The organism is Planctomycetota bacterium (genome assembly GCA_016235865.1).
Lineage (GTDB): Bacteria > Planctomycetota > MHYJ01 > JACQXL01 > JACQXL01 > JACRIK01.
The window spans coordinates 22,605-48,076 of record JACRIK010000030.1 but is presented as its reverse complement, the minus strand read 5'-3'; the positions used below and the strand labels follow the sequence as shown (position 1 = coordinate 48,076).

Sequence of the window (25,472 nt, the reverse complement as noted above, 5' to 3'; positions counted from 1 at the left end):
AATATAACTCTTATTGCTTTTCTGGTTCTGCATTGACAAAGTCAGCCAGGTTGATACCATGCTTCTTCTCGTACTCCTGGAGTTTCTCAACGCGCTGTAGGTCGTCTTTGATGCGCTCGACTAATTTGAAGATATAAGGCCGCCCTTTGAGGCGGTCATTTAGGTCTTTGGTCATCCGTTCCCACTGCCCGCCATAGAGTTCATCCCTTAAAGTCAGCAACATCCGCTCTTCGGGGGTTAATGACGCATAGTATTTTTGGAACTTGTTTGTCATATTGTAACTGACGATATTTTATATCTTATTCTATGTCAATAAAATAAAACAAATATTCTAAGTAAGGAAGATCCCCCGAATAAACTCCGGGTACCGGTGGAAAGCGATATCGGTTATCTGCGGCTTGAAGAACATCACCACCAGCGCCGCCAGGGCAATATACGGGCCAAAGGCGATATAATGGTCTTTGGTGATAAAATACAGGGTGATGCCGATGATGGAACCGATGAAACAAGCCACGATGAAGATATAGAGCGTGGACTCCCAGCCCAGGAACCCGCCTAAGAAGGCCATCAGTTTGACATCGCCGAATCCCATCGCATCCTTGCGGAAAACCAGTTTGCCGAAGACACCGACTAAATAAACCACTCCGCCTCCGACAATGATTCCGGCTAACGAACTGAACAATCCATTGGCAAAAGAAGGCAGCGCCTGAAAGACCGGCTTATGGAGCAAGGGGAACAGCGCGCTGACTAATAATGCCAGGATGATACCCGAGACGGTCAATTCGTCAGGTATGATACGAAAATCTATATCAATAAATGTCGCCACGACCAGGATACTTGCCAGATAAATTGTGACCGCAAAACGGACTATCCGTTCGCCGTCCGCCGGGCTATCAAAAGGCGCCAGGTACCAGTAGGCGGACAGGACAAAGAGCGCCCCGGTAAGGAATTCAACCAGCGGATAACGCAAGGGAATCCGAGCCGAGCACTGGGCGCATTTCCCGCCCAGAATAATAAAAGAGAATAAAGGAACATTCTGATACCACCTGATCGGGATCTTGCAAGCCGGACAGAATGAGCCGGGCTTCAGGATGGACATGCCCTCCCGGGGCAGACGAAAGATACAGACATTAAGGAAACTGCCAATGATAATCCCGAAGAGGAAAATGACGGTAAAATAGAAGTATTCCAATTTTTAATCTATCTATTCTGAAGATTTCAGGGATAATCCAAATTGCTCCAGCCGGCGCCTTATCTCATCCAGGGAGGTCTGGCCGAAATTGGGCAAATCCATAAAATCCTTCTCGCTCTTATTGGCCAAATCACCGAAGGTGTAAACCTTCAGCCTGGTTAACGATGCCTTAACGCGCGCGGACCAATCAATCTCAAAAATGGGCTTATTAACCACGTCGACCTGCTTGGGCGTTTCGGCGGAGATATAGGACTTGAGCAGTGATTCCAGGGTAATCGGCCGGTTTTCCGCAGAAAGCATTAATCCCCGCCGGGCTAATAAATCCTTGATATCAACTAATGACTTGGCGCCGAAATTCTCGTGGGAAAGTAATTCATCTTCTGTTTTCCTGACCAGTTCGCCGATAGTTTTAATATTCAATTCATCCAACCCGTTCCTGGCCCGGGTCGGCAGCTGGAATTCGGAAAGCGGCTGGCTCAGCAGCCGTTTTAGTTCCTGTTCCTTGCGTTTGAGATTGTCGTCATAATACATCACCAGAGACGAACGGGCGTCCTCTTTATAAAGATTTGCCCGGGAATGATTGGGATGGATATTTAACACCGCCTCATAGCATTCCAATGCCTTCTGGGGTTCATCATTATCCTCATAAAATATGCCCAGGTTTATCAGGGCATTGATATGGGTCGGCTTGATGTGAAGTAACTTCTCGTAGAGTTCCAATGCGTCCTCGTCCTTGCCGCTCAGGTCATACCGGTAGGCCAGGCGGAAAATAGCCGGCGCGTATTCAGAATCAATATCCAGGGCGTTCTCGTATTCTTCCTCGGCCTTGTCATAATCGCCCTGCTGTTCCAAGCACAGGCCGTGATAATACGACAGCATCGGCGACTTGGCAAATTTCCCCTTAACCTTCTGGATTATCTGCAACACCTCGTCAATCTGCCCGGTCTTTATCAGGGAATCAAGGTAAGAAGCAAACACTTCGGGCGAATCAGAATATGTCTTATAAGACGCGGCCAGTAATTTATGGGCCTTCTCGTTCCGGCCGGTTTCCATATAACACAGCCCCAGGATATAGGTCGCCTCATCAGTGGACGAGCCCTCTTCCAGGTATTTAATAGCTTCCTCGGTCTTGTCCAGCATCCAGCAGATGACGCCCTTGCGGGCAATGGCCTTGGCCTGGGATGATAATTCCTTCTTGGCCTCGTCAGCCCGGGAGAAGGTCTTTTCCAACTGCCCTCTGGTCTTCATCGAGAGCAACATGGCCTTGCGCATGCCCATCAGCTCATCCAAATCAACATTTTCTTTCTCCAGCAGAATATCAGTATCAATATCTTTTGTCGCGGTCTTCATTTCTATTTCTCCTTTTTGGCTATAATCTTAGCACCTTCTTTAGTGCAGTAATCTACAATATCAGCTAAAGGCGCGCCCGGGGTAAAGAGTTTTCCCACGCCCAGCTTACTGAGTTTCTTTATATCCTCATCCGATATGATTCCGCCGCCGGATAACAGAACATTCTTCAAGCCCTGTTTCTTCATCAGTTTTAAGACCTCCGGGAACAGGGTCATATGCGCGCCGGACAGGATGGACATGGCCACGATATCCGCATCCTCTTCCACGGCCGACTGGACCACCATCTCCGGGGTCTGGTGCAGACCTGTATAAATGACCTCCATCCCGGCATCACGCAGGGCGCAGGCCACCACCTTGGCGCCGCGGTCGTGGCCGTCCAGGCCCGGCTTGGCCACCAATACTCTGATTTTTCGGCTCATATACAGAATCCCTTACTTATAATATTTTGTGGATAATGTCAACTTTTTGGGTACTTACCCCGTTAGAAGCGAACAATAGTGATGTATCTAAACTAATACTATATTCTAACCAACCTTCGGGAACGCTTCTAACGGGGCTCACCAGTAAATTGGCGGTTCCCGGTATTCCCCGAATTCGGCTCTCAAGGTCTGGATAATCTCACCTTCGGTGGCATAACATTTCACGGCATCTATAATAGCCGGCATCAGGTTACGGCCGTCCTTGGCGCGCTGGCGGACTTCTTCCAGTGTCTGCTTGACCTTGAGGTTATCGCGCCGTTTGCGCAATGCCTTCAACTGGGCGCATTGATTCTTCTCCACCGAGGCCGGAATCTTGAGCAAATCAATATCCGGCTCCTTATCATCCACGAATTCATTAATCCCCACCACAATCCGCTTCTTGGACTCTATATCCTTCTGGTAATCGTAAGCGGACTTGGCAATCTCGCGCTGGAAGAAGCCCTGCTCAATTGCCTTAACCACCCCGCCCAATTCCTCTATCTTTTTAAAGTACGCTTCGGCCTCGGCCTCCAACTTATTGGTCAGCGCCTCTACATAATACGAACCGCCCAATGGGTCAGCGGTCTTGGTCACTCCGCTTTCATAGGCGATTAACTGCTGGGTGCGCAAGGCGATAGTCACCGCGTGTTCAGTCGGCAATGCCAGGGTCTCATCCATGGAATTGGTATGCAGGCTTTGGGTGCCGCCCAGGACCGCGCTTAAGCCCTGATAGGCAGTCCGGACGATATTATTCTCAGGTTGCTGGGCCGTCAAAGAACATCCGGCGGTCTGGGTATGGAAGCGTAGCAACCAGGAACGCCGGTCCTTGGCATGATATTTATCCTTCATATGCCGGGCCCAGATTCTCCGGGCAGCCCGGTATTTGGCAATCTCCTCAAAGAAATCCAGGTGCGCGTTAAAGAAATAAGACAGCCGGGGCGCAAAGGTATCCACATCCAGCCCGGCCGCTATCCCGGTCTCGACATAGCCGAAACCATCGGCTAATGTAAATGCCAATTCCTGCACGGCCGTTGAGCCGGCCTCGCGGATATGATAGCCGGAAATGGAAATCGTATTCCACTGAGGCACGTGTTCGGCGCAAAATGCCATGATATCCGTGATTATGCGCATAGACGGCTTGGGCGGGAATATCCAGGATTTTTGGGCGATGTATTCCTTTAAGATATCGTTCTGGATGGTGCCGCGCAGTTTATCCGATGACACTCCCTGCTTTTCGCCGGCCGCCACATAGAATGCCAGCAGGATTGACGCCGGGGCATTGATGGTCATTGAGGTCGAGACCTTATCAAGCGGAATCCCGCTGAACAACGTCTCCATATTCTCCAGGGAGCAGATAGCCACGCCGCACTTGCCCACCTCGCCCTTGGCCCGGGCATGGTCTGAATCATAACCCATTATGGTCGGCAGGTCAAAGGCGACCGACAGCCCGGTCTGGCCGCGCGAGAGCAGGAATTTATAACGCTGGTTGGTATCCTTGGCAGTACCGAAACCGGAGAACTGGCGCATGGTCCAGAGCTGGCCTGAATACATATCCGGATGCACACCCCGGGTAAACGGGAATTCACCCGGATTATTCAGGTCTTTCTCATAAGAGAAACCCTGCAAGTCTTCGGGCTTGTATAGGACCTTTTCCGGTTTGGACTCAGCATCCGTATGAGTCGGCTTGCTTGTTGTTGTAGCTTGTGGCATAGACAGAAAGTATAATAAACACCTTGAAAAAGGTCAAGAAAAAGATAAACACGAATCACACGAACTCGAAGAGACCGCGAAGCGAATGTAACGAATAGCACGAATTGTTCGTGTTCTCTTTAAGGTGTTACCCTTCGGCTGGCTCAGGGCGTTACCACGCACTTAGCCGTCTGGCTAAAACCACCTGGGCGCATCTGTTTATCTATCCACTGAGCCCGGTATTCCACCTTGACCGGTTCGGTGATAGAAAAATTGTGCGTATAGGGGCTGTTGGTATCAACCGCCACATACTCCCAGTCCTTGCCATCCTGCCGGCACCAGATTTGCGCGCCGAAAAGCCCCAGCGGCTTGCCGTTATTCTTTTCATTGGACGGATTGACGCCGAAATGAACGACTACCAATCCGCGCCCGGACCAGTCCAGTAGTAACAGAGGCGGGTCTAAAGCCGCCACATAGTCCGGAGAGGCCTGGGTCAGCTTCCGGTCCGGCACTGTAATACGCAGTGTGGCCCGTTCTCCGTCGGTCAGGTCCCGATTCGCCTGCATTATCCCGACCAAAGGCCTGACCGCTTCTTTGCCCGTGTCGCGTAATTCATCCTTGATTGCCGTGGCGGCTTGGTGAGCATTCTTTGCCGTCTGTTGCGCCACATAGCCCGGCTTCCAGTTGGCATAGGCATCAAGTACCGCGGTAATCAAAGCCGGTGGCATTTCGAGCCGTGTTGCAATCGGCCCAATATTAGCCGCAAAATTGCGGAACCACTCGTCAAACTCCGCATCCGAATACGGTATATAGTCCTTTTTTGGCATTTTACACCTCTTTTCCAGAACTCCCCCTTAACAAAGGGGGCCGGGGGGTTGTAATAACCCCCTTTATCCCCCTTTAACAATGGGGAATTAGCTACAACCCATTAAATATTATACAGTTAGATGACTTATTCGCTCATATAAACGAGCCATTCAGCCCCTTCAGTGAACCATTCCCCGCCCTCTACGAACCGTTCGGAGACATCAGTGAACCATTCCCCGCCCTCTACGAACCGTTCGGAGACATCAGTGAACCATTCCCCGCCCTCTACGAACCGCTTGGAGACATCAGTGAATGATTCCCCGCCCTGAGCGAACCGTTTGGAGACATCAGTGAATCATTCCCCGCCCTGTACGAACCTTTCGGAGACGTCAGTGAACCATTCACCGCCCCCAGAATTCCATCATCATAAAGGAGCAGGCAATTGTAACAAGGTAGCTTTCGGATGAATACTTACTTCTGGTTTCTTGCCGTGTTGAACAAGTTGTAAATTCTTCCGAATCTGTGAACTATCCCATTCAATCGTTTTATAATTATTCAATCGTTTGTTCCACGTACGACAATGATCCTTATATTCCTCTATAACCATGCCTTGAAGTTCAGAAGAAAGTTGCACCACTTCATCAATAGGATTCTTGAACTGTGGGCTTGTTATGTATTTCATAAGTTGCTGTGCAATTATTGTCCGCTTATCTTTAGGGATTTTTGCTTTATTCATTTCTTTAAGATAACCCCGGAGCAGAGAAGCAAGAGGAACGGTGCCAAGAGGAGAAACTACCAAAACTCCGTCCATTTGTGAGAGCCCACTAAAACCTTTCTTTTGACCAGTTGTTACTAAGACGGCAAATTCCGCTTCACGAGACTGTTTTGCAAGATATGTTTGACGAATATGTTGAGGCTTTATTTTTGACTCCCTCTTACACTCGTAGATGATAACACCAACAGGTTCTTGGTTGAACTTTACAATGTGAAGAACATCTCCACCTTTACCTTTGTGCTGAATGTCATCTTCGCGGAATTCTCTTCTTAAACGAGCGGCAAGTTTCTCCTCAAATTCTAAACCTTCAGTTTGAGGTGTTTTACCTTTTTCAAGTTGGCTAATTCGTTTGTGTAGTTTTTCATTTTCTGTTTTTAAACCGGTCACCATGCGTCCCGCTTTCCGTATTCCTTTACGCTCACCTGACTTCCCTGCGTCTTTAATTTTCTTTGATTGTGCCTGTTTGTCTTTTTTCCACATATTTTTTAGGTCTTGGACCTTCTTTTGTGAGGATGCTTCTTTGTTTTTGTAGTACTTCTCACGTTTGTCAAGTATACCAAGAGCTCTCTCAAATTCATTTTTCGTGAGAGGTTTCTTGCAAGTTGGGCAACGATATGTTTTCATCGGTAATACCTCCTAATTATCAGTGTTAATCTGTGGCTATTTCTTAACCACTTTCCTTATCCTTAACAGGATAAGAGCCAGTCCCTCAACGGGATCCCGTCAGAGGGATAAGTCGCTGTGCTCCTAACTGGCTCTAATTACCTTATCCACCAATTTGCTTCGCATTCGTTGCCGGTTCGTTCTTCCCGGTCCCTTCGGGTTCGCTCCGCGGTCTCGTCGTATTTACTATCGTTGCACAAGATATAATCAGCGTTTATCACTTTACAACTCTTTTTATAACCTTGTCGACGAGTTCATACGGTGTTATCTTTGGCTTGGTATTACATTCCTTCAGATACTCCTCTATCTGCCTGGTGATTTGCGGGTGGGTGGTGATGGTGTTTTCTATCTTGCAGAGGATGAGCGATTTGATGCGCTCCTTGAGGAGTTCCTGACGCTTTATGGCCAGTTGCCCGCTCTGGGCTATCTGCCCCAGATAACCGGTGATGGTGTCTAAGAGTTCGGTAATGCCAATGCCCTGGTTGGCCTGCGTTTTAATAATAGCGATGTGTTTATTGTTACCACGCCCTGAGCGACTAATTTCAAGAGTATTGCGCAGGTTACCGACAAAGGCATCAGCCCCGGGCAGGTCGGATTTATTGACGGCAATGATATCAGCTATCTCCATCAGTCCTGATTTCATTGCCTGGATGGAGTCGCCTGATTCCGGCGAGAGCACCACGACCGTGACATCAGCCGTGCGGAATATCTCCACCTCGGACTGGCCCACGCCCACGGTCTCAAAGATGATATAGTCCTTACCCGCGGCATCCAGGATATCCGCCACTTCTGAGGCGGTCCGGTTCAGGCCTCCGTGCACGCCCCGGGTAGCCATGCTCCGGATAAAGACATTCTCGTCCACGCCAATCTGCTGCATCCGGATTCGGTCGCCCAAAATAGCCCCGCCGGAAAAGATACTGCTCGGGTCTATGGCAATGACGCCGACCTTTTTGTTCTGTTTGCGCATAGCAATGACCAATTCGTTAACTAAAGTGCTCTTACCGATGCCGGGCGGGCCGGTGATACCGATACGCTTGGCCTTACCCACATAACAATAGAGCTGAGACAGCAGTTTGTCCGCTTCCTTGTGCTCGTTCTCCACCAGCGAGATGGCCCGGGAGACAGCCACCTTATGGCCTTTGAGGATATTCTTTACCAATTGAGTATTGTTCATAATCTGCCGATATTTATAAAAGCTCTTGACATTACCCTGTCTTGGGGGTATAATAGTATACACAAATAAGGGGTTCAATATAAATGAGGTAACTTTTTAACGGTTAATGCTAATTATAGGAGACACCTTTATGTCAAACAAATTACCTGCCAGCCGGCAGGCATGGTCGGTGTTAATCGGTATCATGGCGTTATCCGCCTTATTCTCGCTGTGCGGGCTGGCCCAGGATGCCCCCCAGGGCGGCGCTACAGGCGGCTCAGGCGCATCAGGGGCGGATAAAACAGCACAACCGCCCAAGATGAACACCGTTACCATCGGCGGCGTCCAGATAACCACCTTTCTGCAATATGTTGCACAAAGAGAAAATAAAATAGTCCTGGGTGACATTGACCAAATCAAGAATCAAACATTTAATACCATTCCCCTATCATTCAAGGTTCCGGAGGACAAATATGACAGCGTGGTTAATTCCATCCTGGACACCACCCTGCGAATGAAGGGTTATACCCTGCTCAGAACCGAACCGGCCTGGAAGTTGGTAAAGATTGCCGATGCCAGGGAACATCCGGCAACGATTAACTCCAATTCAGACATAGAAAACCTGCCCAGCGATGACCGGATAATTACGCAGGTCATCCAACTCAAATATATTGACGCCGGCACCGTTTCACAACAACTGGCGCCGCTCAGAGGCAAGGGTATGGAGGCCTCATATCTTATTATACCGGAAAATAATACTGTTATAATTACCGATTATGCCTCAAATATCAAAAGACACTGGGAAATCATCAAGCTGCTGGACCAGGAAGGTATTATTTTCGAGACCAGGCAGTTAAAGAACGTGTCGGTAATGCCCGTAAAGGCTAATTTAGACAGTTATATCCAGCTGCGATTCAGCACCAAAGCGCGCGGCGCCCCGCGTATCTTCCATGATGAACGCACCAATTCTCTCATAATATTGGCGCAGGAAAGAGACATGAAGGATATCCTCAAGATTATCGACGTCTTTGACGCCGAAGCGCCCAAGAAGGATAATGATTATTATATATATAAATTAACCAACACCAATGCCGAAGATGTCCAGAGGATATTGGATGCGGTATTCAAACAGCCGTTAAACACTTTAGGCACCGCGATCAAGCCATCGGAAAAAACCGTGAGCATCCAGGCAGACAAAAACTCCAATTCTTTGATTATCAGCGCGCCCAAGGCGATGTATGAGGAGATGCTGGAACTTATAAAAAAGATAGACGTCAGAAAGATGCAGGTATTGCTGGAGGTTATCATCGCGGAACTGACTGACGAGAAGATGGTCCAGTTAGGCATAGAATTGGCATCGGTCAAAGAGCCAACCAGCGCCCTGGGCGGGTTTGGCGGAACCAGCACCGGGATTTCTACATTTGACGCCACCGGCGGCAAGATTCCTGTTATTCCCAATGCAACTGAAAAAGGCGTGGGCAGTTTAACCATCGGCGCCTGGAAAGATACCAGATATAATATCCCGTTTTTACTGCAGGCGGCTCAAAAAGACAGCGGCATAAACCTCAAGGCCGCCCCGGTTATATTAGCCAACGATAATACCGAGGCATCAATTGTTATGTCAGACCAGGCGCCCTCTTTTGCCACGACTTATCCCGGCGGTGTCGGGCAACCGGCGCAAACTTCCTGGACTGGATATGTCTCAGCAGAAATGAGCCTAAAAATCACGCCGGTTATCAGCGAGGATAACTATGTCCGACTGGCGATTGAACAGAAATCCGAACAGTTTTTGGGAGAACCGGACCAAAAAACACCCAAAACCACCAGGACCGCCAAGACCACGGTTACCGTGCCGGATAAGGATACGGTGGTCATCGGCGGGCTGACCCGCGAAGTAACCTCCAAGACCACCTCCAAGGTCCCCCTGCTGGGAGATATACCTCTCCTGGGCTATCTATTCAGGAAGGACACTGATTCCGTCCGTAAATACCATCTGTGCATATTCATCAAGCCCAATATAATGAAAGAATTCTCCGAACTGCTGAAAGAAACCAAGGCGGCAGAGAAAGTATTAGAGGAAAAGAAGAAAGACGGTATCCTAAAAGAGGATAAACCGAAACCGGAATAAAAACATATCTAAAATCAGGCCATGCCGATAAAACGCTTATTATTCATTTTACTAGGCATCATATTCCTGTTGAGATGCCAGTCGGATACACCGACAACCTATAAACTAACCATCAACGGGAAATCAATCGTGATAGAGCTGGCAGACACTGAACAGACGCGCGCCAAGGGACTTCAATACAGGACTTCATTAGCGCCCGGCCACGGAATGCTTTTTGCCTACCCGGAGGGAAAGATACTGAATTTCTGGATGAAAGACACCTCAATACCGCTTTCCATTGCCTTTATCAAACCGGACGGCTCAATATTGGAAATCCAGGATATGAAACCATTCAGCTTAGAAAGCATTACTTCAAGCGCTCCGGCGCAATATGCATTAGAAACCAATCGCGGCTGGTTCAAGGACAATCAGGTTAAAGCCGGCGATATCGTCTTATTCCCGCCATCCCTCAGAAATCGCCTGCAGCAGCGGTAGCAACCATTTTTATTGCCTTAACCGGATAAATTTACTATTATCTCTGGCCTATGAAAGTTCTGGTTACCGGCGGAACGGGTTTTGTCGGCGGGCACCTCGTTGAACGGTTGTTACAGAAAAAATACGAGGTACACTGCGTCTGCAGAAACACCAGCAACCTGCAGCACCTTAAGTCGCTCCCCCACTCCGATAACCTCAAGTTTGTTAATCTGGACATCTCAAACCCCGCTTCTTATAACACCTTAACATATATCCTGAAAGATGCTGATTATGTCTATCATCTGGCCGGGCTGATAAAGGCGTATCGGGCTGAAGATTATGACCAGGCCAATTTCCTAGCCGCCAAATATCTCATAGAAGCCATGGCCAAGGCAAATAACAAAAACCTGAAACGTTTCCTGCATTTAAGCAGTTTGGCCGCAGCCGGGCCGTCTGATACCATTAACGGAATAACCGAAGATGCCCCCTGCCGGCCGATTTCCTATTACGGCCAAAGCAAGCTCAAGGGCGAAATTGCCGTAAAGAGCTATGATGCATTATTACCCATAACAATACTCAGGCCGCCTCCGGTTTACGGCCCCCGTGACAGCGGTTTATTATTTTTCTTCCAGGCGGCTGCCCGCGGCATCAAGCCGCAATTCAACCATAAAAAACATATCAGTCTGATATATGTCCATGACCTGATTGACGCCACTATTCTTGCTGCAGAAGATCATCGCGCTATCGGCCAAACATACTTTGTGGCTAACAAAGAGTATTACTCTATCAATGAGGTTATTAAAATCATCAGTAACATCGTCAACAAAAATGCCGTCAGCGTTAAACTATCAGACGGCTTTATCAAAACGGCGGCGGAAATATACGAAGGATTCTGCTATATCTTAGGCCGTGAACCGTCCATGATAAACAGCCAAAAAGTGTTGGAATTAAGTCAGAATTACTGGACTTGTCTGACTGAAAAGATTAGAATAGGCATTGGTTTTGGGGCTTCAACGCCCATCGAAAAAGGGCTGAAAGAAACAGCAAACTGGTATTCGGAAAATGGTTGGATTTAGATATAGGAGGTAATTTATGAATCCAGAATCAAGCCAAATAATAGCCGGCCATAACTTAATAATTATGCGGGTAGCTGAACATAACCTTCCTTCCGTGATTGAGCAGTTTGCAGACTCATTCTCATTAGAAATAGAGCCGGCCGAGCAGATATTAAGAAGCGCGCCGATAGTGTTACTGACCGGCCTGAATAAAGACACTCTCAAAATACTAAAAGACCGCCTGGTGAATCTTTCCAAGGCGGGAATAGAATTTATGATTTCCACCCGCCTGTCACCGACTATCCCGCGCGTGGTCTGGCCCAGTAAGATGCCGAATTACGCCGTAGCCCCAACAGGCGAACTGATTAAATATGTGGATTTCCAATGGCGCGGTAATGCCTTTGTCTGCCCTAATTGCGCCGAGACATTTGTCTTCAAAAGAATTGGCAACCCCCTGGCTCGTTACCTCCAGGTTAAAGAAGAAACTCCGCTAAAACAGACATCAACTACTACATCAACCAGAGTGAAACCAAAGGAACCAACACCGGATATGAACGAAAGCGACGTGGTGGAATTACCGCCGCTGACAGATACCAAGTCAGGTTCAGACAGCGATGAGGTTGTGGAATTAGCCCCGGTAGAAGACCAATCACAGAATAACGCCGATGTCCTGGAACCCATAGATATTCTTGATGGCAACAAAGAAGCCCCGGCTACGGCCACCCAAAACGGCTCAGAAGAAAACGGACAAATTGTAGAGGCCCCAGTTGCCGTTGAAGAACCTGGCACGGCACCCATTCCCGAGGAATTATGCACCTGCAGCGTATTCCTGACTTCAATACCCCCGGAGAAAAAAGTGGCCACGGCTGAACTGATAGCAAAAATGAAAGGCATCCCCGTGAAACAGGCACAGATACTGACAACCCGCCTGTTGGTGCCTATTCTCAAAGATGTAACTAAAGAAGAAGCGACCAAATGCCTGTTGGATTTCCAGAAAATAGGCGTAAAAGGCAAACTGACCATTAAGAAATAAACCAGGCGGTTGCTTCTGTGTGATAGGTAAAGCTAGCCATGGGAGTCGAACCCATAACCTTCCCGTTACGAACGGGATGCTCTGCCATTGAGCTAGGCTAGCCTTAATATCATTGAAGTCTGGGGAAATCCATATCAGTGATGATTAAATTATAATTTATCCGTAAGAGGAGTCAAGGAATTTATTGCGCTTTGAAACATAGAAAGGGCGAGTTATGAATTCGGCTATGATTATAAGTGCGGTTCGCACGCCCATTGGGAGATTTAACGGTTCATTGAGTACATTCTCGGCACCAAAATTAGGCAGCCTGGTAGTAGCGGAATCAATTAAACGAGCCGGTGTCTCGCCGGATATTGTTGATGAAGTAATAATGGGCAATGTCGTAGCTGCCGGATTGGGACAGAACCCGGCCCGCCAAGCCTCGCATTATGGCGGCGTCCCGGATCGAGTCCCCGCCCTGACAATAAATAAGGTCTGCGGCTCAGGCTTAAAAGCAGTTATGCTGGCAGCTAATTCAATCAAGGCTGGAGAATCACAGTCAATCATTGCCGGCGGAATGGAAAGCATGACCAATGCCCCGTATGTTTTACCGTCTGCGCGATTCGGGCAACGATTGGGGCACGCGGAACTTGTGGATGCCATGGTTTTGGACGGCTTATGGGATATCTATAATAATTTCCATATGGCCATTACGGCTGAATTGGTCTCGGATAAATATAAAGTTTCCCGTGAAATGCAGGACTTCTTTGCCGCCCAAAGCCACCAAAAAGCGGTTAAAGCAGCAAAAGAAGGCAGTTTTAAGGATGAAATCATGTCCGTTAAAATACCCGCCCCAAAAGGCAAGGAACCTATCACATTAGATAAAGACGAGGGCATGCGCGAAGATACCACGGCAGAAAAACTGGGACAGTTAAAACCTGCGTTCAAGGAAAACGGAACGGTTACAGCGGGTAATGCATCTCAGATAAGCGATGGCGCCAGCGCCCTGCTGATAATGTCATCCGAGAAACAGGAAAAGATGGGCTTAAAACCAATGGCGCGCATAATAGATTATGCCGCGGGAGGTCTCTCGCCGGAATGGGTAATGATGGCGCCGGTCGAGGCGGTAAAGAACCTGCTGCAAAAAACAAAGATGAAAATAACCGACTTTGACTTGATAGAAATCAACGAGGCATTCTCGGCCGCGGCTGTGGCGGTAACCAACGAGTTAAAGGCTAATCCGGAAATAGTCAATATCCACGGAGGCGCCGTTGCCCTGGGACACCCAATTGGGTGCAGTGGCGCCCGAATCTTAACAACCCTTATTTACGCCCTAAAACAACGCCATCTAAAAAAAGGATTGGCAACGCTATGCCTCGGAGGCGGCAACGCTGTTGCTCTGGCAATTGAATTAATATAAAAAAACCAATAAAATACTTATATGCCAAATATCACAAAAATAACTAAAAGAAAATTAGGGGAAATCCTCATTAATGAGGGATTAATCACCAATGAACAAGTCCAGGAAGGACTCAGCGAGCAGCAAAAGACCGGCGGGTTATTGGGCGAGAATTTAATTAAACTCGGTTATGTCACCGAACTGGATATCGCCGCCGCCATGTCAACCCAGTTCAATTTACCCTATATAGACGCCACCCGTTACAACATCACTAAAGAAGCGTTTAACCTTATGCCGGTCGATTTTATGAAGCAGTTCATCATCCTCGATAAAATCGGCAATATCATCATCATAGCGATCTCATCGCCCCTCGGCGAGAAAATATTTGAGGAGATAGAAAAGAAGACTTCTTGCCAGATATTCGCGTTCGTCAGCACCAGCTCTCAGATTAAACAGATAATGCAATCAATGCAGAGCGGCGATAAAAAGAAACCGTAATTACTCAAGATGAAAACGAGTTTAGATAAAAAAATAAGCAGCCTGCTTCTCAAGCAAAATATCATAACCGCTGATAAAAACCAGGAAATTATCAGCCAGTCACTCAACAGCGACCTGTCTTATGTGGATACTATTCTCAAGAACAATGTCATACCCGAGGCAACCCTATTGGCTCTCGTCGCCCTGGATACTAATATTCCCCCTATCGATATAGATAAAATTCAGCCGGATGAGGATTTAGTCCTGTCATTCGACAGAGAGCGGCTGGAATCATACAGCATGATACCTATAGATAAGCTTAACAACCTCATAACGGTTATTCTTTCTAACCCCTATGATATTGTAAAACTCGACGAAGCCAAAATGCTCTTCAACTGCGACATCCGGATGGTCATTTCAACGCCGGCAAAAATAAAGCAGAAATTAGAGCTTGTCTATAACCCCGGCGAAAAGGAAATGGAAAAATTATTGGATGAGAGCTTAACGGATGATGTCGAAATAACGAAAATCGATACCGGCGATGATATGAGCATCGCCGAGCTAACCAAATCAGGCGAGGACGCACCGATTATTAAATTCGTCAATAAAATTATCTACAAGGCGCTGGAGGAAAAAGCCAGCGATATCCATGTGGAACCGTACGAAAAAATGGTCTCGATTCGTTACCGCAAAGACGGCGTCCTTCACGAAGCCATGTCGCCCCCCAAGAAGATATTTAATGCGATTATTTCCAGAATGAAAATTATGACTTCTCTTGACATCGCCGAAAGAAGAATCCCTCAGGACGGCAAATTTCAGATTAAGTTCGAAGGACGGCAGATAGATTTCCGCGTTTCAACCCTGCCTACTATTTTTGGAGAAAAGGTCGTGATGCGTGTTCTTGACTCCTCAAGCATTACCATGGGCCTGGATGTTTTGGGATTTGAGCCTGAAGCATTAGATGCCTTTCGGCGGGCAATCAATACCCCATACGGCATGCTTCTGGTAACCGGACCAACCGGCAGTGGTAAAAGCACCACATTGTATTCGGCTCTTAAGGAAATCATGTCCGTAGAAGATAACGTAATGACCGTGGAAGATCCGGTTGAATACCAGCTAGAAGGGGTCGGACAAGTCCCTATAAACCCTAAAAGAGGTTTTACTTTCTCTACAGCCCTGCGTTCGATATTGCGCCAAGACCCGAATAAAATAATGGTCGGAGAAATCAGAGATGGCGAAACCGCTGACATTGCCATTAAAGCCGCCATGACCGGGCACTTGGTTCTCAGCACCTTACATACAAACGATGCCGCCTCATCCATTTCAAGGTTAATTGATATGGGCGTGGACAAATTCCTGGTGGCCTCCTCGGTAATTCTGATAGCCGCCCAGCGCCTGGCCCGAAAACTCTGCGATAGCTGCAAGAAACCGATGGAAAAGTTACCGGTAATAGAAAAAATGGTGGAGATCGGATTCAAGGAATCGGAATGCAAATCATCCTCTATTTATCGCCCCACTGGCTGTCCGCGTTGTAATAAAGGATACAAAGGCCGATTTGCCTTCCTGGAAGCCCTGGAAATTGACGATGAAATGCGCCGGATGATTATCAAAGGCTCCTCGGTCATGGATATCAAGGATTATGCCCTGAAACAAAAAAACATGATCAGCTTAAGGCGTTGCGGCATACTTAATATATTACGCGGTAAAACCTCTATTGAAGAAGTCCTGAGGATGACCGAAGTATAACTAAATTAATCCATTATGTTATCCAGTATCGACAAGAAATTTAACCGCATTCTATTAAAGAATAAAGCCATAACCCAGGAAAAGTCCGAAGAGATAATCGCGCTAACCGATAAGGAGAAAAAGACCTTTGTTGACCTTCTTATTGATAAAAAAGTAATAGACGAGAGCACTTTGCTGTCCGCCATATCTTCAGATGTAAATATACCGCCGGTGGTGCCTGAAAGAATCACATTTGACGAAAAAGTGGTGGTGGTAATTCCCGAGAAAAAAGCGACCGAATATAATATATTGCCTATCTCCCGGATAGGCAATATTCTCACCATCGCCGTATCAGATCCCTTCGATGTCGTGAAACTGGACGATTTAAGAATCCTGAGTAAATGCGAGTTGAGATTAGTTTTGACATTGGAACGCTGGATAAAAGATGCCATTGTCCGGGCATATCACCCCGAAGAACACAAAATGGATGAATTAATGGAAGATATGTCCGGAGAAACACTTGATTTAGAATTAAGCAAATCCACCGCGGACAAGGATGAAAAACTGGATTTAACGCAAATATCAGATGAAGCCGGCGAATCCCCTGTTATCAAGCTGGTAAACATGATGCTCTCCAAGGCAATGGATGAGGGGGCGTCGGATATTCATATTGAACCATATGAAAAGAAAACCTCCGTCCGCTTCCGTTATGACGGTATCCTGCAAGAAGCATTTGCGCCGCCAAAGAAACTCCATAATGCCGTAGTCTCACGTATTAAAATTATATCACACCTCGATATTGCCGAACGACGCCTTCCGCAGGATGGAAAGTTCCAGATAAAAAAGGGGGACCGGCGGGTTGATATCCGCGTCTCCATCATACCAACTGTCCATGGAGAAAGAGTCGTGATGAGAGTCCTTGACTCATCGGCATTGAACCTAAAAATTGAGGATTTAGGGTTCGAAGAAAAGGATTTCAAGGCTTTCGAAAAGGCCATTGACGCTTCTTATGGAATGGTCCTGATAAGCGGACCAACCGGCTGCGGTAAAACCACCACGCTTTACTGCGCGGTCAAGAAGATATTCAACCCGCAGGATAACATCATTACCGTGGAAGACCCGGTGGAATATCAGCTCCCCGGTATCATTCAGGTGCCGGTTAACGCCAAACAGGGCATGACCTTTGCCGCGGCGCTCCGTTCCATCTTAAGACAGGACCCCGATATCATTATGATTGGAGAAATGCGCGACTTGGAAACCGCCGATATCGGAGTCAAGGCCGCTATCACCGGCCACCTGGTCTTCAGCACGCTCCATACCAATGACAGCGTCTCCACGGTTTCACGGTTGGCTGATATGGGCATTGACCGTTTTATGATTTCCTCCGCAGTCCTTCTGGTTGCTAACCAGCGCCTGATACGAAAATTATGCACCAATTGCAAGAGACCGATAAAAACCATTGATGAGAAAAAATTACTCACTCTCGGATTCAAGAAAGACGACATAAGCAAAGCCACCCTCTTTGAGCCGGTGGGCTGTTCACGGTGCACCGGAGGTTATAAAGGGCGCGTGGCTATTTATGAAGTCCTGGAGCTGGATGACGAGATAAAAAGAATGATTATCAACGATTCTTCCCCGCTGGAAATCCGCGATTACGCCATTAACAAATTAGGTTTGACAACTATCAGGCGCGGTGCTATCATTAAAGCAATGCAGGGGTTGACATCCATTGACGAAGTATCAAAGAATACTTAATCTATAATATCCTGAAATCGAGGAGACCATGAGATTATGAAAGAATTCAAATACACGGCAAGGTCAACCACCGGCAAACAAAGCAAGGGCACTGTCAATGCCGTCAATCGTATTGAAGCCACTAACGAATTACGCAAAAAAGGACTGACGCTCCTGACTATCGAGGAAGCCGGTAAAAAAAGCGGTGGGTTATTCTCATCAACCCCGGCTAAAAAGGCATCCACTGAAGAGCTGGTTATCTTTACCAGGCAGTTATCCACAATGATTTCAGCCGGTATCCCCCTTCTGGAATGCCTTGAGGTTCTGCAGGAACAAATCGATAAGCCCGGGTTAAAATTAGTCCTCGGCGAGGTTATTGAGAAAGTGCGCAGCGGCTCTGATTTCTCGGAATCCATAACGGCCTACCCAAGAGTTTTCTCGAAAATATACATCAACATGATTAAGGCCGGCGAAGCCAGCGGACAATTGGACATAATCCTTATCAGGTTGGCGGAATATCTGGAAAGCGCCCAGGCACTCAAACGTGAAATTAAATCAGCCATGACTTACCCGGTCATCTCTCTTACATTGATTCTTTTAATTGTCGTCGGTCTGATGGTTTTCATCATCCCCCAGTTCGAGAAAATATTCAAGGGATTAGGGGTAGACCTGCCCCTGCCTACGAGAGTACTTATGCTGATCAGTTTGATAATGAAATCCTACTACTGGGCGTGGGTCCCGGGAATTATTGGGATTATCGTGGGGCTTATGGCCATTATCAAAACCAATAAAGGCGCATATTATTACGACTGGCTCAGCCTGCGGCTGCCGGTCTTCGGAGACCTGTTTAAGAAAGTAGCCGTATCCCGTTTTGCCCGCACATTTTCGACGCTCATTAAAAGCGGTGTGCCGATATTAGGCGCCCTGGAAATCGTCGCCTCTACCTCCGGCAACCGGCTCCTTGAGGATGCCATAAATACCGCTAAGGAAAATGTCCGCAAGGGGGAAACGCTCAGCGAGCCCCTGAGCCGGAGTAAAATATTCCCGCCCATGGTTACCCGGATGATCGGCATCGGCGAGAAATCAGGCGCCCTGGAATCCCTCCTGGAAAAAATATCGGAATTCTACGACCAGCAGGTCAAAACTGCCGTCGAGGGATTAACCTCTATGATTGAACCGCTGATGATTGGTATGATGGGCGTAATTGTCGGCGGCATCGTTATCGCCATAATGATGCCTATTTTCGAAATACAGAAATCAATTGGCAAGAAAAAATAGTGCTGGCAGAACATCCTAATGCAAGTACCTCATAATATCCTGCTCTCACGCCTGAAATGGGTCCTGTTCTGGCGGCTCTGCATCGCCATCCTGGCCCTGGTGGCCGTTATCATCTCCCAGTTTCCGCTAAAGGAAACCCTTTTTCTCCAACCGCGCTTCCTGGCCGCCTACATCATACTAACCATTGCCTGTTTCAGCAATATCATCTACCTGATCCTGCTCAAAATAGCCCGCGATAATTTAAGAACCATTGCCCTGCTCCAGATAGGCGTTGACATCATCCTGACCTCTTCTCTGGCCTATTGCACCGGCGGCTCGGCCAGCATTTTCGTCTCCATATATTTTGCGCTGATTCTGGCGGCAAATATCCTGATCTCAGCCAAGGTTGGACTATTCTTTGCCAGTGTTTCTGCCATCCTGCTGGCGCTGATTACCATCATCTATTCATTCAGCGCTACCGGCCGGTTTGACCTGCCTCTCCTGCCGCCGGACTATGTCAAAAATATCGCCCAGGGTTTCAGGTTTATCTTCCCATACCTGTTATTCTTCACGATTATCATCCACTTCGTGGCTTTTTTCGTGGGACGCCTGGTCATCGCCCTGAATTACGAACGGCTGCTTAAGGCCAGAATCCTCCAGAATATGACCAGCGGCATCCTGGTCCTCTCCCCTCAAGGCAAGGTTATGTATGCCAATCCGCCGGTCCAGCAGATGTTCGGCATCAAACTATCATCGCTGGAAAATCCGCCCACCGATACCTTATTAAAAGAATTCCTTGACGATGCGGCCAGGTTGGACAAGCAGCAAAAGGATAAATTCCTGGCCTTCAGCCAGACGTTCTTAAACCAGGATTCCCCCAAAACCGATTCCCAGCTGCCGTTTATCCTGAATATACCTTCACCTCATAATCAGGAACGCAGTTTGCTGGAGATAAAAACCTCGCTCCTCAAGTCGGATGATATGCAACTCAAGGGATTTATTGTCATCATCAACGACATCACCTTGAAGCAGAAACTTGAGGACATCTCGAAGCAGAGTGAATTCCTCAACTCATTGCGTGAGATGAGCCTGGGTATCGCCCACGAAATCCGTAATCCCCTCACTTCCGTAAGGGGCGGGGTCCAGGAAATATCCAACCAACTCAAATCCCAGCTCTCCGAAGACCAGAATACCCTGATAAAAACCATTATAAAAGAATCCGAGCGTTTGGACCATCTGGTCAGCAACTTTATTGACTTTACCCGTGACCGCAAACCGGTTGTCCAGCCGGCTAATGTCGTGGAAATCATCAATGAGGTCGTTTTGATGATACGCCAGGCCCCGCCAAACGGAATTGGAATCAAAACAGATTTGCCGGCCGGCAAACTCATCTGCCACATCGATGCCGAGCAAGTCAAGCAGGTCATCTATAACATCATTATTAACGCCCTGGAATCATCGGCCAGCGAAAAATGCGACATCTCCGTAAAAGCCCGTAAATCCACCAACCCCCTGCTTATATCCTCACAGGAAGGTATTATGATAGAAATCACCGATTGCGGACAGGGAATCCAGCCGCATAATATCCCCCGGATATTCGACCCGTTCTTCACCACCAAATCAGACGGCATCGGGCTGGGGCTCTCCATTGCCAAGCGAATCATCGAAAACCACGGCGGCAACGTCACGGTGGAAAGTAAATTAGACAAAGGCACGACCTTCTCTATCTGGCTACCGCAGGGCTAAAATGCCTTCAAAATATCTTGACCCCGTTAGAAGTATTTGGTTCCATATTCATATAAATATCTATATCAGCAATAGAATTATCGCTAAGTTAAAGATTCGATGATACGGTCGCCCGTGGCGACCTGCTTCTAACGGGGTTGACCCTTTACAATATACGGTAATTTAGAAAGTCAGAGGTGCGCTTATGGCCGAAATAAAAAGAATCTCCATCCCGTATCTTTATGAACTGAAGAAGAAAGGCGAGCCCATCTCCTGGATTACCACCTACGATTATCCCAACGCCGTCCTGGTGGAACAGGCCGGCATTGAGATGATTCTGGTGGGCGACTCGGCCAGCATGGTCGTCTACGGCAATTCCTCCACCCTGCCCATTACCATGGATACCATGATTGGACACTGCCAGGCCGTCCGGCGCGGCGCGCCCAATGTCTTTCTTATCGGCGATATGCCCTTCCTGTCCTACCAGGTCTCGGTGGAAGAAGCCGTGCGCAATGCCGGGCGCTTTATGAAGGAAGGCAATTGCGACGCTATTAAACTTGAAGGCGGCGTCCGCGTGGCCGACAAGGTCAAAGCCATTGTCAATGCCGGTATTCCGGTGGTCGGGCACATCGGCCTGACGCCCCAATCAAGTTCTATGCTGGGCGGCTTCAAGGCCCAGGGCAAGGACGCCGACACCGCCCTGGCGCTGGTCCAGGACGCCAAGGCATTGGAAGAAGCCGGCGCATTCGCAATACTCCTGGAAAGCGTGCCGACCAAGGTCTCGGCGATTATCCGCGAACGCTCATCCGTATTGATTTTCGGCATCGGCGCCGGCGATGCGGTTGACGGCCAACTCCTCATCATCCACGATATCCTCGGGCTATACCAGCTCTTTACGCCCAAGTTCGTAAAACAGTACGCCAATCTCGCATCTGTTATCGGAGAAGCCCTGGGCCGGTACCAGGTCGAGGTCAAGAACCGCCAGTTCCCCCAGCCCGAACACTCGTTCTCTATCTCTCCAGCCGAACTAAAGAAGCTGGAAGAATACCTTAATAAAAAGAAATAAACAGAAGACAGTGTATAATCATTCCCTTCCCCACTGACTACTGCATACTGTCTACTGACTACTGATACCCTATGTCCGTCCGCCAAGAACTGATCGAAATCCAGAAACGGCTGGTCAAGAAACTCAAGACCGACCTCTACCAGGACTACTGCCGCCATAACCCCCAGATTGACCAATACTACGAGGATTACAAGCACCTCACCAGCCGTTATGAGCGCACGGCCACCAAGCAGGAATTAGTCGAACAGGTTTTGGCGTCTGATATTGTCTATCTGGGTGATTATCATACCCTGAGGCAATCGCAAAAAACCCTGATTCGCCTGCTGGAGGCCTGCTTAATCGCCCCGAAAGCCGTGGCGCAACGCCCGATTATCCTTGCCCTGGAAATGATTCAGGGCAAACACCAGGATATCTTAGACCAGTATCTGGACAATAAGACGGATGAGGCCGCCTTCCTAAAGGCGATTGACTACGACAAAACCTGGGGCTTTGAATGGAGCCATTATAAGGTCATCCTGGACTATGCCCGCGAGCATAAACTCAAGGTCATCGCCCTGAATTCCGAGCCGTCGCTCTCAACCAAAGGCGAGAAGGTCTCGTCCCTGCACCGCCGCGACTCCGTCGCCGCCAAAATAATTGCCAAGGCCCATATTGACAACCCCAATGCCGTTATCATCATCCTGTTCGGCGACCTGCATATCAGCGAGAACCACCTGCCCCTGCAGGTGGATAAGATTATCACTCCGCCGCCCAAGAAACTCATCATCTGCCAGAACAGCGAACGCATCTACTGGCAACTGGCCCTGGCCGGCGAGGAACAGAAGATAGACGTGGTCAAAATCAAGGACAATGTCTATGGCGTGATGAACAGCACGCCCCTGACCCTGTTCCAATCCTGCATCCACTGGTATAACCAAGAGCGCCAGATGCAGACCCATCCGGCGCATCAGGACTGGTCGGATGGCGATATCGGCACCTCATTTATTGACGAAGTAGCCCAGCTAATCAGAACTATCTGCGAATTCCTGGAGATGGAGGTGCCCAAGACCGACTCGCTCACCGTCTGCACGGCCCAGGATATGGAATTATTGAAACACATCAAGAAAGAAACCCTCTCGGCTGAAGAGGCCAAGCACCTTGAAACCGACCTGTTAAAGACCGAGAGTTACTTTATCGAGGATGCGGATACCATTTGTCTCACTAACCTCTCGTTAAACCACGCCGCGGAACAGGCGTCCCACTTCATCCATCACAAATACACAGAAAGTGGAACCCATAAAGCAAAACGCTCTACACAGGACAAATTCTACTACGCCGTCCTGCGCGAGGCCATGGGATTCTTTGGCTCCAAGGTGATTAATCACAAGCGGATGTGCTACAAGGAACTGGATTTCGTGGACTTTCTGGCCCAAAACAAGGGCAAACGCCTGACTACCCGGCATCTCAAAGAGGTCTATCAGATATCATTATTCGTAGTAGAACACAAGAAACGGGAAAAGGAGTTTACGGAAACGAATAAATGGCCGACCTATAAAAAGGTATCCTATCTCTCTACGGATGAATTCATCGGCAACTCACACGCCCTGGGCTATATGCTGGGCGACAAACTCTATGATGGCGTCCTGCAGGGCGTAATCAAGCGGGCCGAGATTCGCTCGCTCTTCCAGGATTCCCTCAAACACCGAAAAGCGCCGCTGGAAAAATACCTGCATCTCATCCAGCGTGCCCAGACCATCAAGGAAACCTACATCCGCAAGACCGACCATTTGTAGGCGACTTACCCCTTACGTCCCTCGGAAATTATAAATCCCGACCAATGCACATACTGTTCGTCCGGCATTTCCTGGTAATCCCGGTGGCTGACGGCCAAGGCCGGCCGGCCTTCGGGCGTAATCATCCTGAAATAATGGATATTATAATATATCATCCGGCCGACCGCATGCCATCGTTTCCGACCGGCTATCTCCAATAGTTTCTGGACATAGTGATGGTCCTTGTTGGAACCCACCCAGCCCTGATAAACGTCTTCGTTTATGTAATACTCAACCGGGTCTTTACGGTATTTATCCAGCACCTCGGGCCGGAAGAAATGGTGTTCCCGGACCGCCCATCTGCCGGATATCCCGTAATACGTGAGTTTGGCCGCCAGGTATTTCTGAACCTCTTCCGGATAGACGCGCCATTGGCCACCAGACCGGACGGCCTTGATACTCCCCTTCTTGACCAGCCGATAAAGATTGCGCCGGCTCATATCAAGATAATGAGCCACCTCTTTAAGGGAAAACTGGACCACCGCCCGATTCTTGGTCCGGCCGCAAAACCGGTTAAGCAGTAGTTGGCACCATAATTTTTCCCGGTTTATTTTCTTATGCAGCGCCTGGGCCGTATTGCGGTTAACCTTAAGCTCGCTGGCCACCCCGGCTGCCGTGGCGTTTGATTTCAGGAACATATATACGGCCTTGAACCACTGGCTCAGGGACAGCCGCGTGCCTTCCAGGATGGTGCCGGCGAAATCATTGAACCATAACCGGCACTTCTCGCAGTAGTATTTGGTGCGATTGGTTTTCTTATCACGGTAAATCTTGTTTTGCAGGACGTTGCACCTGGGGCATCTGATGCCCTTGGGCCAACGGAAGTAATGAAAAAGCCGGTGGCCTTCCTCGGAACTCAAGTCAGGAATGTCATATTTTTGCATAAATATATGAGCGGGGGTTAATCTTGATTCAGTATTATCTATGCATGTTTTCGCCTGATTTCAAGAGAAATCAGCCGCATTCCCGGCCGGTCATTGTCAATAAACACTGAATAAATAAGACGTTGCGTAATCCGGCCGATGATGCGTTTCATAAAATATTGTATCAGGCAAAATATGACATAGGGGGATAGGGGCCTCCTGCATACCCTAGCCCAGCACCTCCCATACCCTAGTCCAGCACCCCGCATACCCTGGCCCAGCACCTCTCATACCCTAGCTCAGCACCTCGCATACCCCAGCTCAGCACCTCGCATACCCTGGCTCAGCACCTCTCATACCATAGCCCAGCACCCCGCATACCCTGGCTGAGCACCTCACATACCCTGGCTCAGCACCTCTCATACCCTGGCTGAGCACCTCGCATACCACAGCTCAGCACCTCTCATACCATAGCTCAGCACCTCTCATACCCTGGCTCAGCACCTCTCATACTCCGGCTGAGCACCTCTCATACCCCAGCTCAGCACCTCTCATACCCCAGCTCAGCACCTCTCATACCCCGGCTGAGCACCTCTCATACCCCAGCCCAACCTCCTGCATAGGGGATATGGTTACATAGATAAGATGGTAGGGTCAAATGTTGGACGTCCAACAAAGCC

21 protein-coding genes and 1 tRNA gene are annotated in these 25,472 nt (G+C 48.5%); 12 read left to right on the top strand and 10 right to left on the bottom strand.

From position 1 onward, the window contains the following. Window positions 1-10 precede the first annotated feature (10 nt). The 8 genes from HZA49_09680 to meaB form a co-directional block, all read right to left on the bottom strand. A complete protein-coding gene (locus HZA49_09680; protein ID MBI5779708.1) occupies window positions 11-274 on the bottom strand; it encodes a hypothetical protein in 264 nt (87 codons plus the stop codon). 57 nt (window positions 275-331) lie between these two features. Then, entirely contained in the window at window positions 332-1,192 is an 861-nt protein-coding gene (locus tag HZA49_09675) for a prepilin peptidase (GenBank protein ID MBI5779707.1), read from the bottom strand. A 12-nt stretch (window positions 1,193-1,204) separates the two neighbouring features. Beyond that, on the bottom strand, window positions 1,205-2,542 hold the full coding sequence (locus HZA49_09670) for a tetratricopeptide repeat protein (GenBank protein MBI5779706.1): 1,338 nt from the start codon (window positions 2,540-2,542) through the stop codon (window positions 1,205-1,207). Window positions 2,543-2,544: 2 nt separating this feature from the next. After that, window positions 2,545-2,961, bottom strand: coding sequence for a cobalamin B12-binding domain-containing protein (locus HZA49_09665; protein MBI5779705.1), 417 nt, complete (start codon window positions 2,959-2,961; stop codon window positions 2,545-2,547). A gap of 138 nt (window positions 2,962-3,099) precedes the next feature. After that, window positions 3,100-4,710, bottom strand: coding sequence for a methylmalonyl-CoA mutase family protein (locus tag HZA49_09660; GenBank protein ID MBI5779704.1), 1,611 nt, complete (start codon window positions 4,708-4,710; stop codon window positions 3,100-3,102). Window positions 4,711-4,853: 143 nt separating this feature from the next. Beyond that, window positions 4,854-5,516, bottom strand: coding sequence for a hypothetical protein (locus HZA49_09655; protein ID MBI5779703.1), 663 nt, complete (start codon window positions 5,514-5,516; stop codon window positions 4,854-4,856). Between the two features lie 404 nt (window positions 5,517-5,920). After that, window positions 5,921-6,895: a hypothetical protein gene (locus HZA49_09650; GenBank protein MBI5779702.1), complete on the bottom strand. Its 975-nt coding sequence runs from the start codon at window positions 6,893-6,895 to the stop codon at window positions 5,921-5,923. Window positions 6,896-7,151: 256 nt separating this feature from the next. Then, window positions 7,152-8,108 (bottom strand): methylmalonyl Co-A mutase-associated GTPase MeaB, encoded by a 957-nt coding sequence (gene meaB, locus HZA49_09645; protein ID MBI5779701.1) that lies wholly within the window; start codon window positions 8,106-8,108, stop codon window positions 7,152-7,154. A 130-nt stretch (window positions 8,109-8,238) separates the two neighbouring features. On the opposite strand from meaB, the gene HZA49_09640 reads away from it, so the two are divergent. From HZA49_09640 to HZA49_09625, 4 genes are read left to right on the top strand one after another with little or no spacing between them, the layout of a single operon-like run. Continuing rightward, window positions 8,239-10,215, top strand: a complete 1,977-nt coding sequence (locus tag HZA49_09640; protein MBI5779700.1) for a hypothetical protein — start codon at window positions 8,239-8,241, stop codon at window positions 10,213-10,215. 21 nt (window positions 10,216-10,236) lie between these two features. After that, window positions 10,237-10,689 (top strand): DUF192 domain-containing protein, encoded by a 453-nt coding sequence (locus tag HZA49_09635; GenBank protein ID MBI5779699.1) that lies wholly within the window; start codon window positions 10,237-10,239, stop codon window positions 10,687-10,689. A gap of 50 nt (window positions 10,690-10,739) precedes the next feature. Continuing rightward, window positions 10,740-11,744 (top strand): NAD(P)-dependent oxidoreductase, encoded by a 1,005-nt coding sequence (locus tag HZA49_09630; protein MBI5779698.1) that lies wholly within the window; start codon window positions 10,740-10,742, stop codon window positions 11,742-11,744. Between the two features lie 16 nt (window positions 11,745-11,760). Beyond that, window positions 11,761-12,756: a hypothetical protein gene (locus HZA49_09625; GenBank protein ID MBI5779697.1), complete on the top strand. Its 996-nt coding sequence runs from the start codon at window positions 11,761-11,763 to the stop codon at window positions 12,754-12,756. 30 nt (window positions 12,757-12,786) lie between these two features. On the opposite strand, the gene HZA49_09620 is transcribed toward HZA49_09625, so the two are convergent. Next, window positions 12,787-12,858: transfer RNA gene (locus HZA49_09620), tRNA-Thr, on the bottom strand. A 112-nt stretch (window positions 12,859-12,970) separates the two neighbouring features. Here HZA49_09620 and HZA49_09615 point away from each other — a divergent pair. The 8 genes from HZA49_09615 (at window position 12,971) to HZA49_09580 (ending at window position 23,890) form a co-directional block, all read left to right on the top strand. Beyond that, window positions 12,971-14,155 carry an acetyl-CoA C-acetyltransferase gene (locus HZA49_09615; GenBank protein ID MBI5779696.1) on the top strand — a complete coding sequence of 395 codons (1,185 nt, stop codon included), beginning with the start codon at window positions 12,971-12,973 and terminating at the stop codon, window positions 14,153-14,155. 21 nt (window positions 14,156-14,176) lie between these two features. After that, window positions 14,177-14,632: a hypothetical protein gene (locus HZA49_09610; protein ID MBI5779695.1), complete on the top strand. Its 456-nt coding sequence runs from the start codon at window positions 14,177-14,179 to the stop codon at window positions 14,630-14,632. Window positions 14,633-14,641: 9 nt separating this feature from the next. Beyond that, a complete protein-coding gene (gene tadA / locus HZA49_09605; GenBank protein ID MBI5779694.1) occupies window positions 14,642-16,357 on the top strand; it encodes a Flp pilus assembly complex ATPase component TadA in 1,716 nt (571 codons plus the stop codon). A 15-nt stretch (window positions 16,358-16,372) separates the two neighbouring features. Further along, the gene (gene tadA, locus HZA49_09600; GenBank protein MBI5779693.1) at window positions 16,373-18,091 is read left to right on the top strand and encodes a Flp pilus assembly complex ATPase component TadA; all 1,719 of its coding nucleotides are present in this window, start codon (window positions 16,373-16,375) and stop codon (window positions 18,089-18,091) included. Window positions 18,092-18,127: 36 nt separating this feature from the next. Next, on the top strand, window positions 18,128-19,348 hold the full coding sequence (locus tag HZA49_09595; protein ID MBI5779692.1) for a type II secretion system F family protein: 1,221 nt from the start codon (window positions 18,128-18,130) through the stop codon (window positions 19,346-19,348). 18 nt (window positions 19,349-19,366) lie between these two features. Beyond that, a complete protein-coding gene (locus HZA49_09590) occupies window positions 19,367-21,073 on the top strand; it encodes a PAS domain-containing protein (GenBank protein MBI5779691.1) in 1,707 nt (568 codons plus the stop codon). A 184-nt stretch (window positions 21,074-21,257) separates the two neighbouring features. Continuing rightward, complete coding sequence (gene panB, locus HZA49_09585; protein ID MBI5779690.1) at window positions 21,258-22,118, top strand: 3-methyl-2-oxobutanoate hydroxymethyltransferase; 861 nt, start codon at window positions 21,258-21,260, stop codon at window positions 22,116-22,118. Window positions 22,119-22,189: 71 nt separating this feature from the next. After that, complete coding sequence (locus HZA49_09580; protein MBI5779689.1) at window positions 22,190-23,890, top strand: ChaN family lipoprotein; 1,701 nt, start codon at window positions 22,190-22,192, stop codon at window positions 23,888-23,890. Window positions 23,891-23,895: 5 nt separating this feature from the next. Here the strand turns inward: HZA49_09580 and HZA49_09575 are convergent, their stop codons facing one another. After that, entirely contained in the window at window positions 23,896-24,813 is a 918-nt protein-coding gene (locus HZA49_09575; GenBank protein ID MBI5779688.1) for a helix-turn-helix domain-containing protein, read from the bottom strand. Window positions 24,814-25,472 lie beyond the last annotated feature (659 nt).

What these genes read in the sequence shown, in the direction of transcription:
- HZA49_09680 (MBI5779708.1), bottom strand. Translation starts at nt 274, where the DNA reads ATGACAAACAAGTTCCAAAAATACTATGCGTCATTAACCCCCGAAGAG.
- HZA49_09670 (MBI5779706.1), bottom strand. Translation starts at nt 2,542, where the DNA reads ATGAAGACCGCGACAAAAGATATTGATACTGATATTCTGCTGGAGAAA.
- HZA49_09665 (MBI5779705.1), bottom strand. Translation starts at nt 2,961, where the DNA reads ATGAGCCGAAAAATCAGAGTATTGGTGGCCAAGCCGGGCCTGGACGGC.
- HZA49_09660 (MBI5779704.1), bottom strand. Translation starts at nt 4,710, where the DNA reads ATGCCACAAGCTACAACAACAAGCAAGCCGACTCATACGGATGCTGAG.
- HZA49_09655 (MBI5779703.1), bottom strand. Translation starts at nt 5,516, where the DNA reads ATGCCAAAAAAGGACTATATACCGTATTCGGATGCGGAGTTTGACGAG.
- HZA49_09650 (MBI5779702.1), bottom strand. Translation starts at nt 6,895, where the DNA reads ATGAAAACATATCGTTGCCCAACTTGCAAGAAACCTCTCACGAAAAAT.
- meaB (MBI5779701.1), bottom strand. Translation starts at nt 8,108, where the DNA reads ATGAACAATACTCAATTGGTAAAGAATATCCTCAAAGGCCATAAGGTG.
- HZA49_09640 (MBI5779700.1), top strand. Translation starts at nt 8,239, where the DNA reads ATGTCAAACAAATTACCTGCCAGCCGGCAGGCATGGTCGGTGTTAATC.
- HZA49_09635 (MBI5779699.1), top strand. Translation starts at nt 10,237, where the DNA reads ATGCCGATAAAACGCTTATTATTCATTTTACTAGGCATCATATTCCTG.
- HZA49_09630 (MBI5779698.1), top strand. Translation starts at nt 10,740, where the DNA reads ATGAAAGTTCTGGTTACCGGCGGAACGGGTTTTGTCGGCGGGCACCTC.
- HZA49_09625 (MBI5779697.1), top strand. Translation starts at nt 11,761, where the DNA reads ATGAATCCAGAATCAAGCCAAATAATAGCCGGCCATAACTTAATAATT.
- HZA49_09615 (MBI5779696.1), top strand. Translation starts at nt 12,971, where the DNA reads ATGAATTCGGCTATGATTATAAGTGCGGTTCGCACGCCCATTGGGAGA.
- HZA49_09610 (MBI5779695.1), top strand. Translation starts at nt 14,177, where the DNA reads ATGCCAAATATCACAAAAATAACTAAAAGAAAATTAGGGGAAATCCTC.
- tadA (MBI5779694.1), top strand. Translation starts at nt 14,642, where the DNA reads ATGAAAACGAGTTTAGATAAAAAAATAAGCAGCCTGCTTCTCAAGCAA.
- tadA (MBI5779693.1), top strand. Translation starts at nt 16,373, where the DNA reads ATGTTATCCAGTATCGACAAGAAATTTAACCGCATTCTATTAAAGAAT.
- HZA49_09595 (MBI5779692.1), top strand. Translation starts at nt 18,128, where the DNA reads ATGAAAGAATTCAAATACACGGCAAGGTCAACCACCGGCAAACAAAGC.
- HZA49_09590 (MBI5779691.1), top strand. Translation starts at nt 19,367, where the DNA reads ATGCAAGTACCTCATAATATCCTGCTCTCACGCCTGAAATGGGTCCTG.
- panB (MBI5779690.1), top strand. Translation starts at nt 21,258, where the DNA reads ATGGCCGAAATAAAAAGAATCTCCATCCCGTATCTTTATGAACTGAAG.
- HZA49_09580 (MBI5779689.1), top strand. Translation starts at nt 22,190, where the DNA reads ATGTCCGTCCGCCAAGAACTGATCGAAATCCAGAAACGGCTGGTCAAG.
- HZA49_09575 (MBI5779688.1), bottom strand. Translation starts at nt 24,813, where the DNA reads ATGCAAAAATATGACATTCCTGACTTGAGTTCCGAGGAAGGCCACCGG.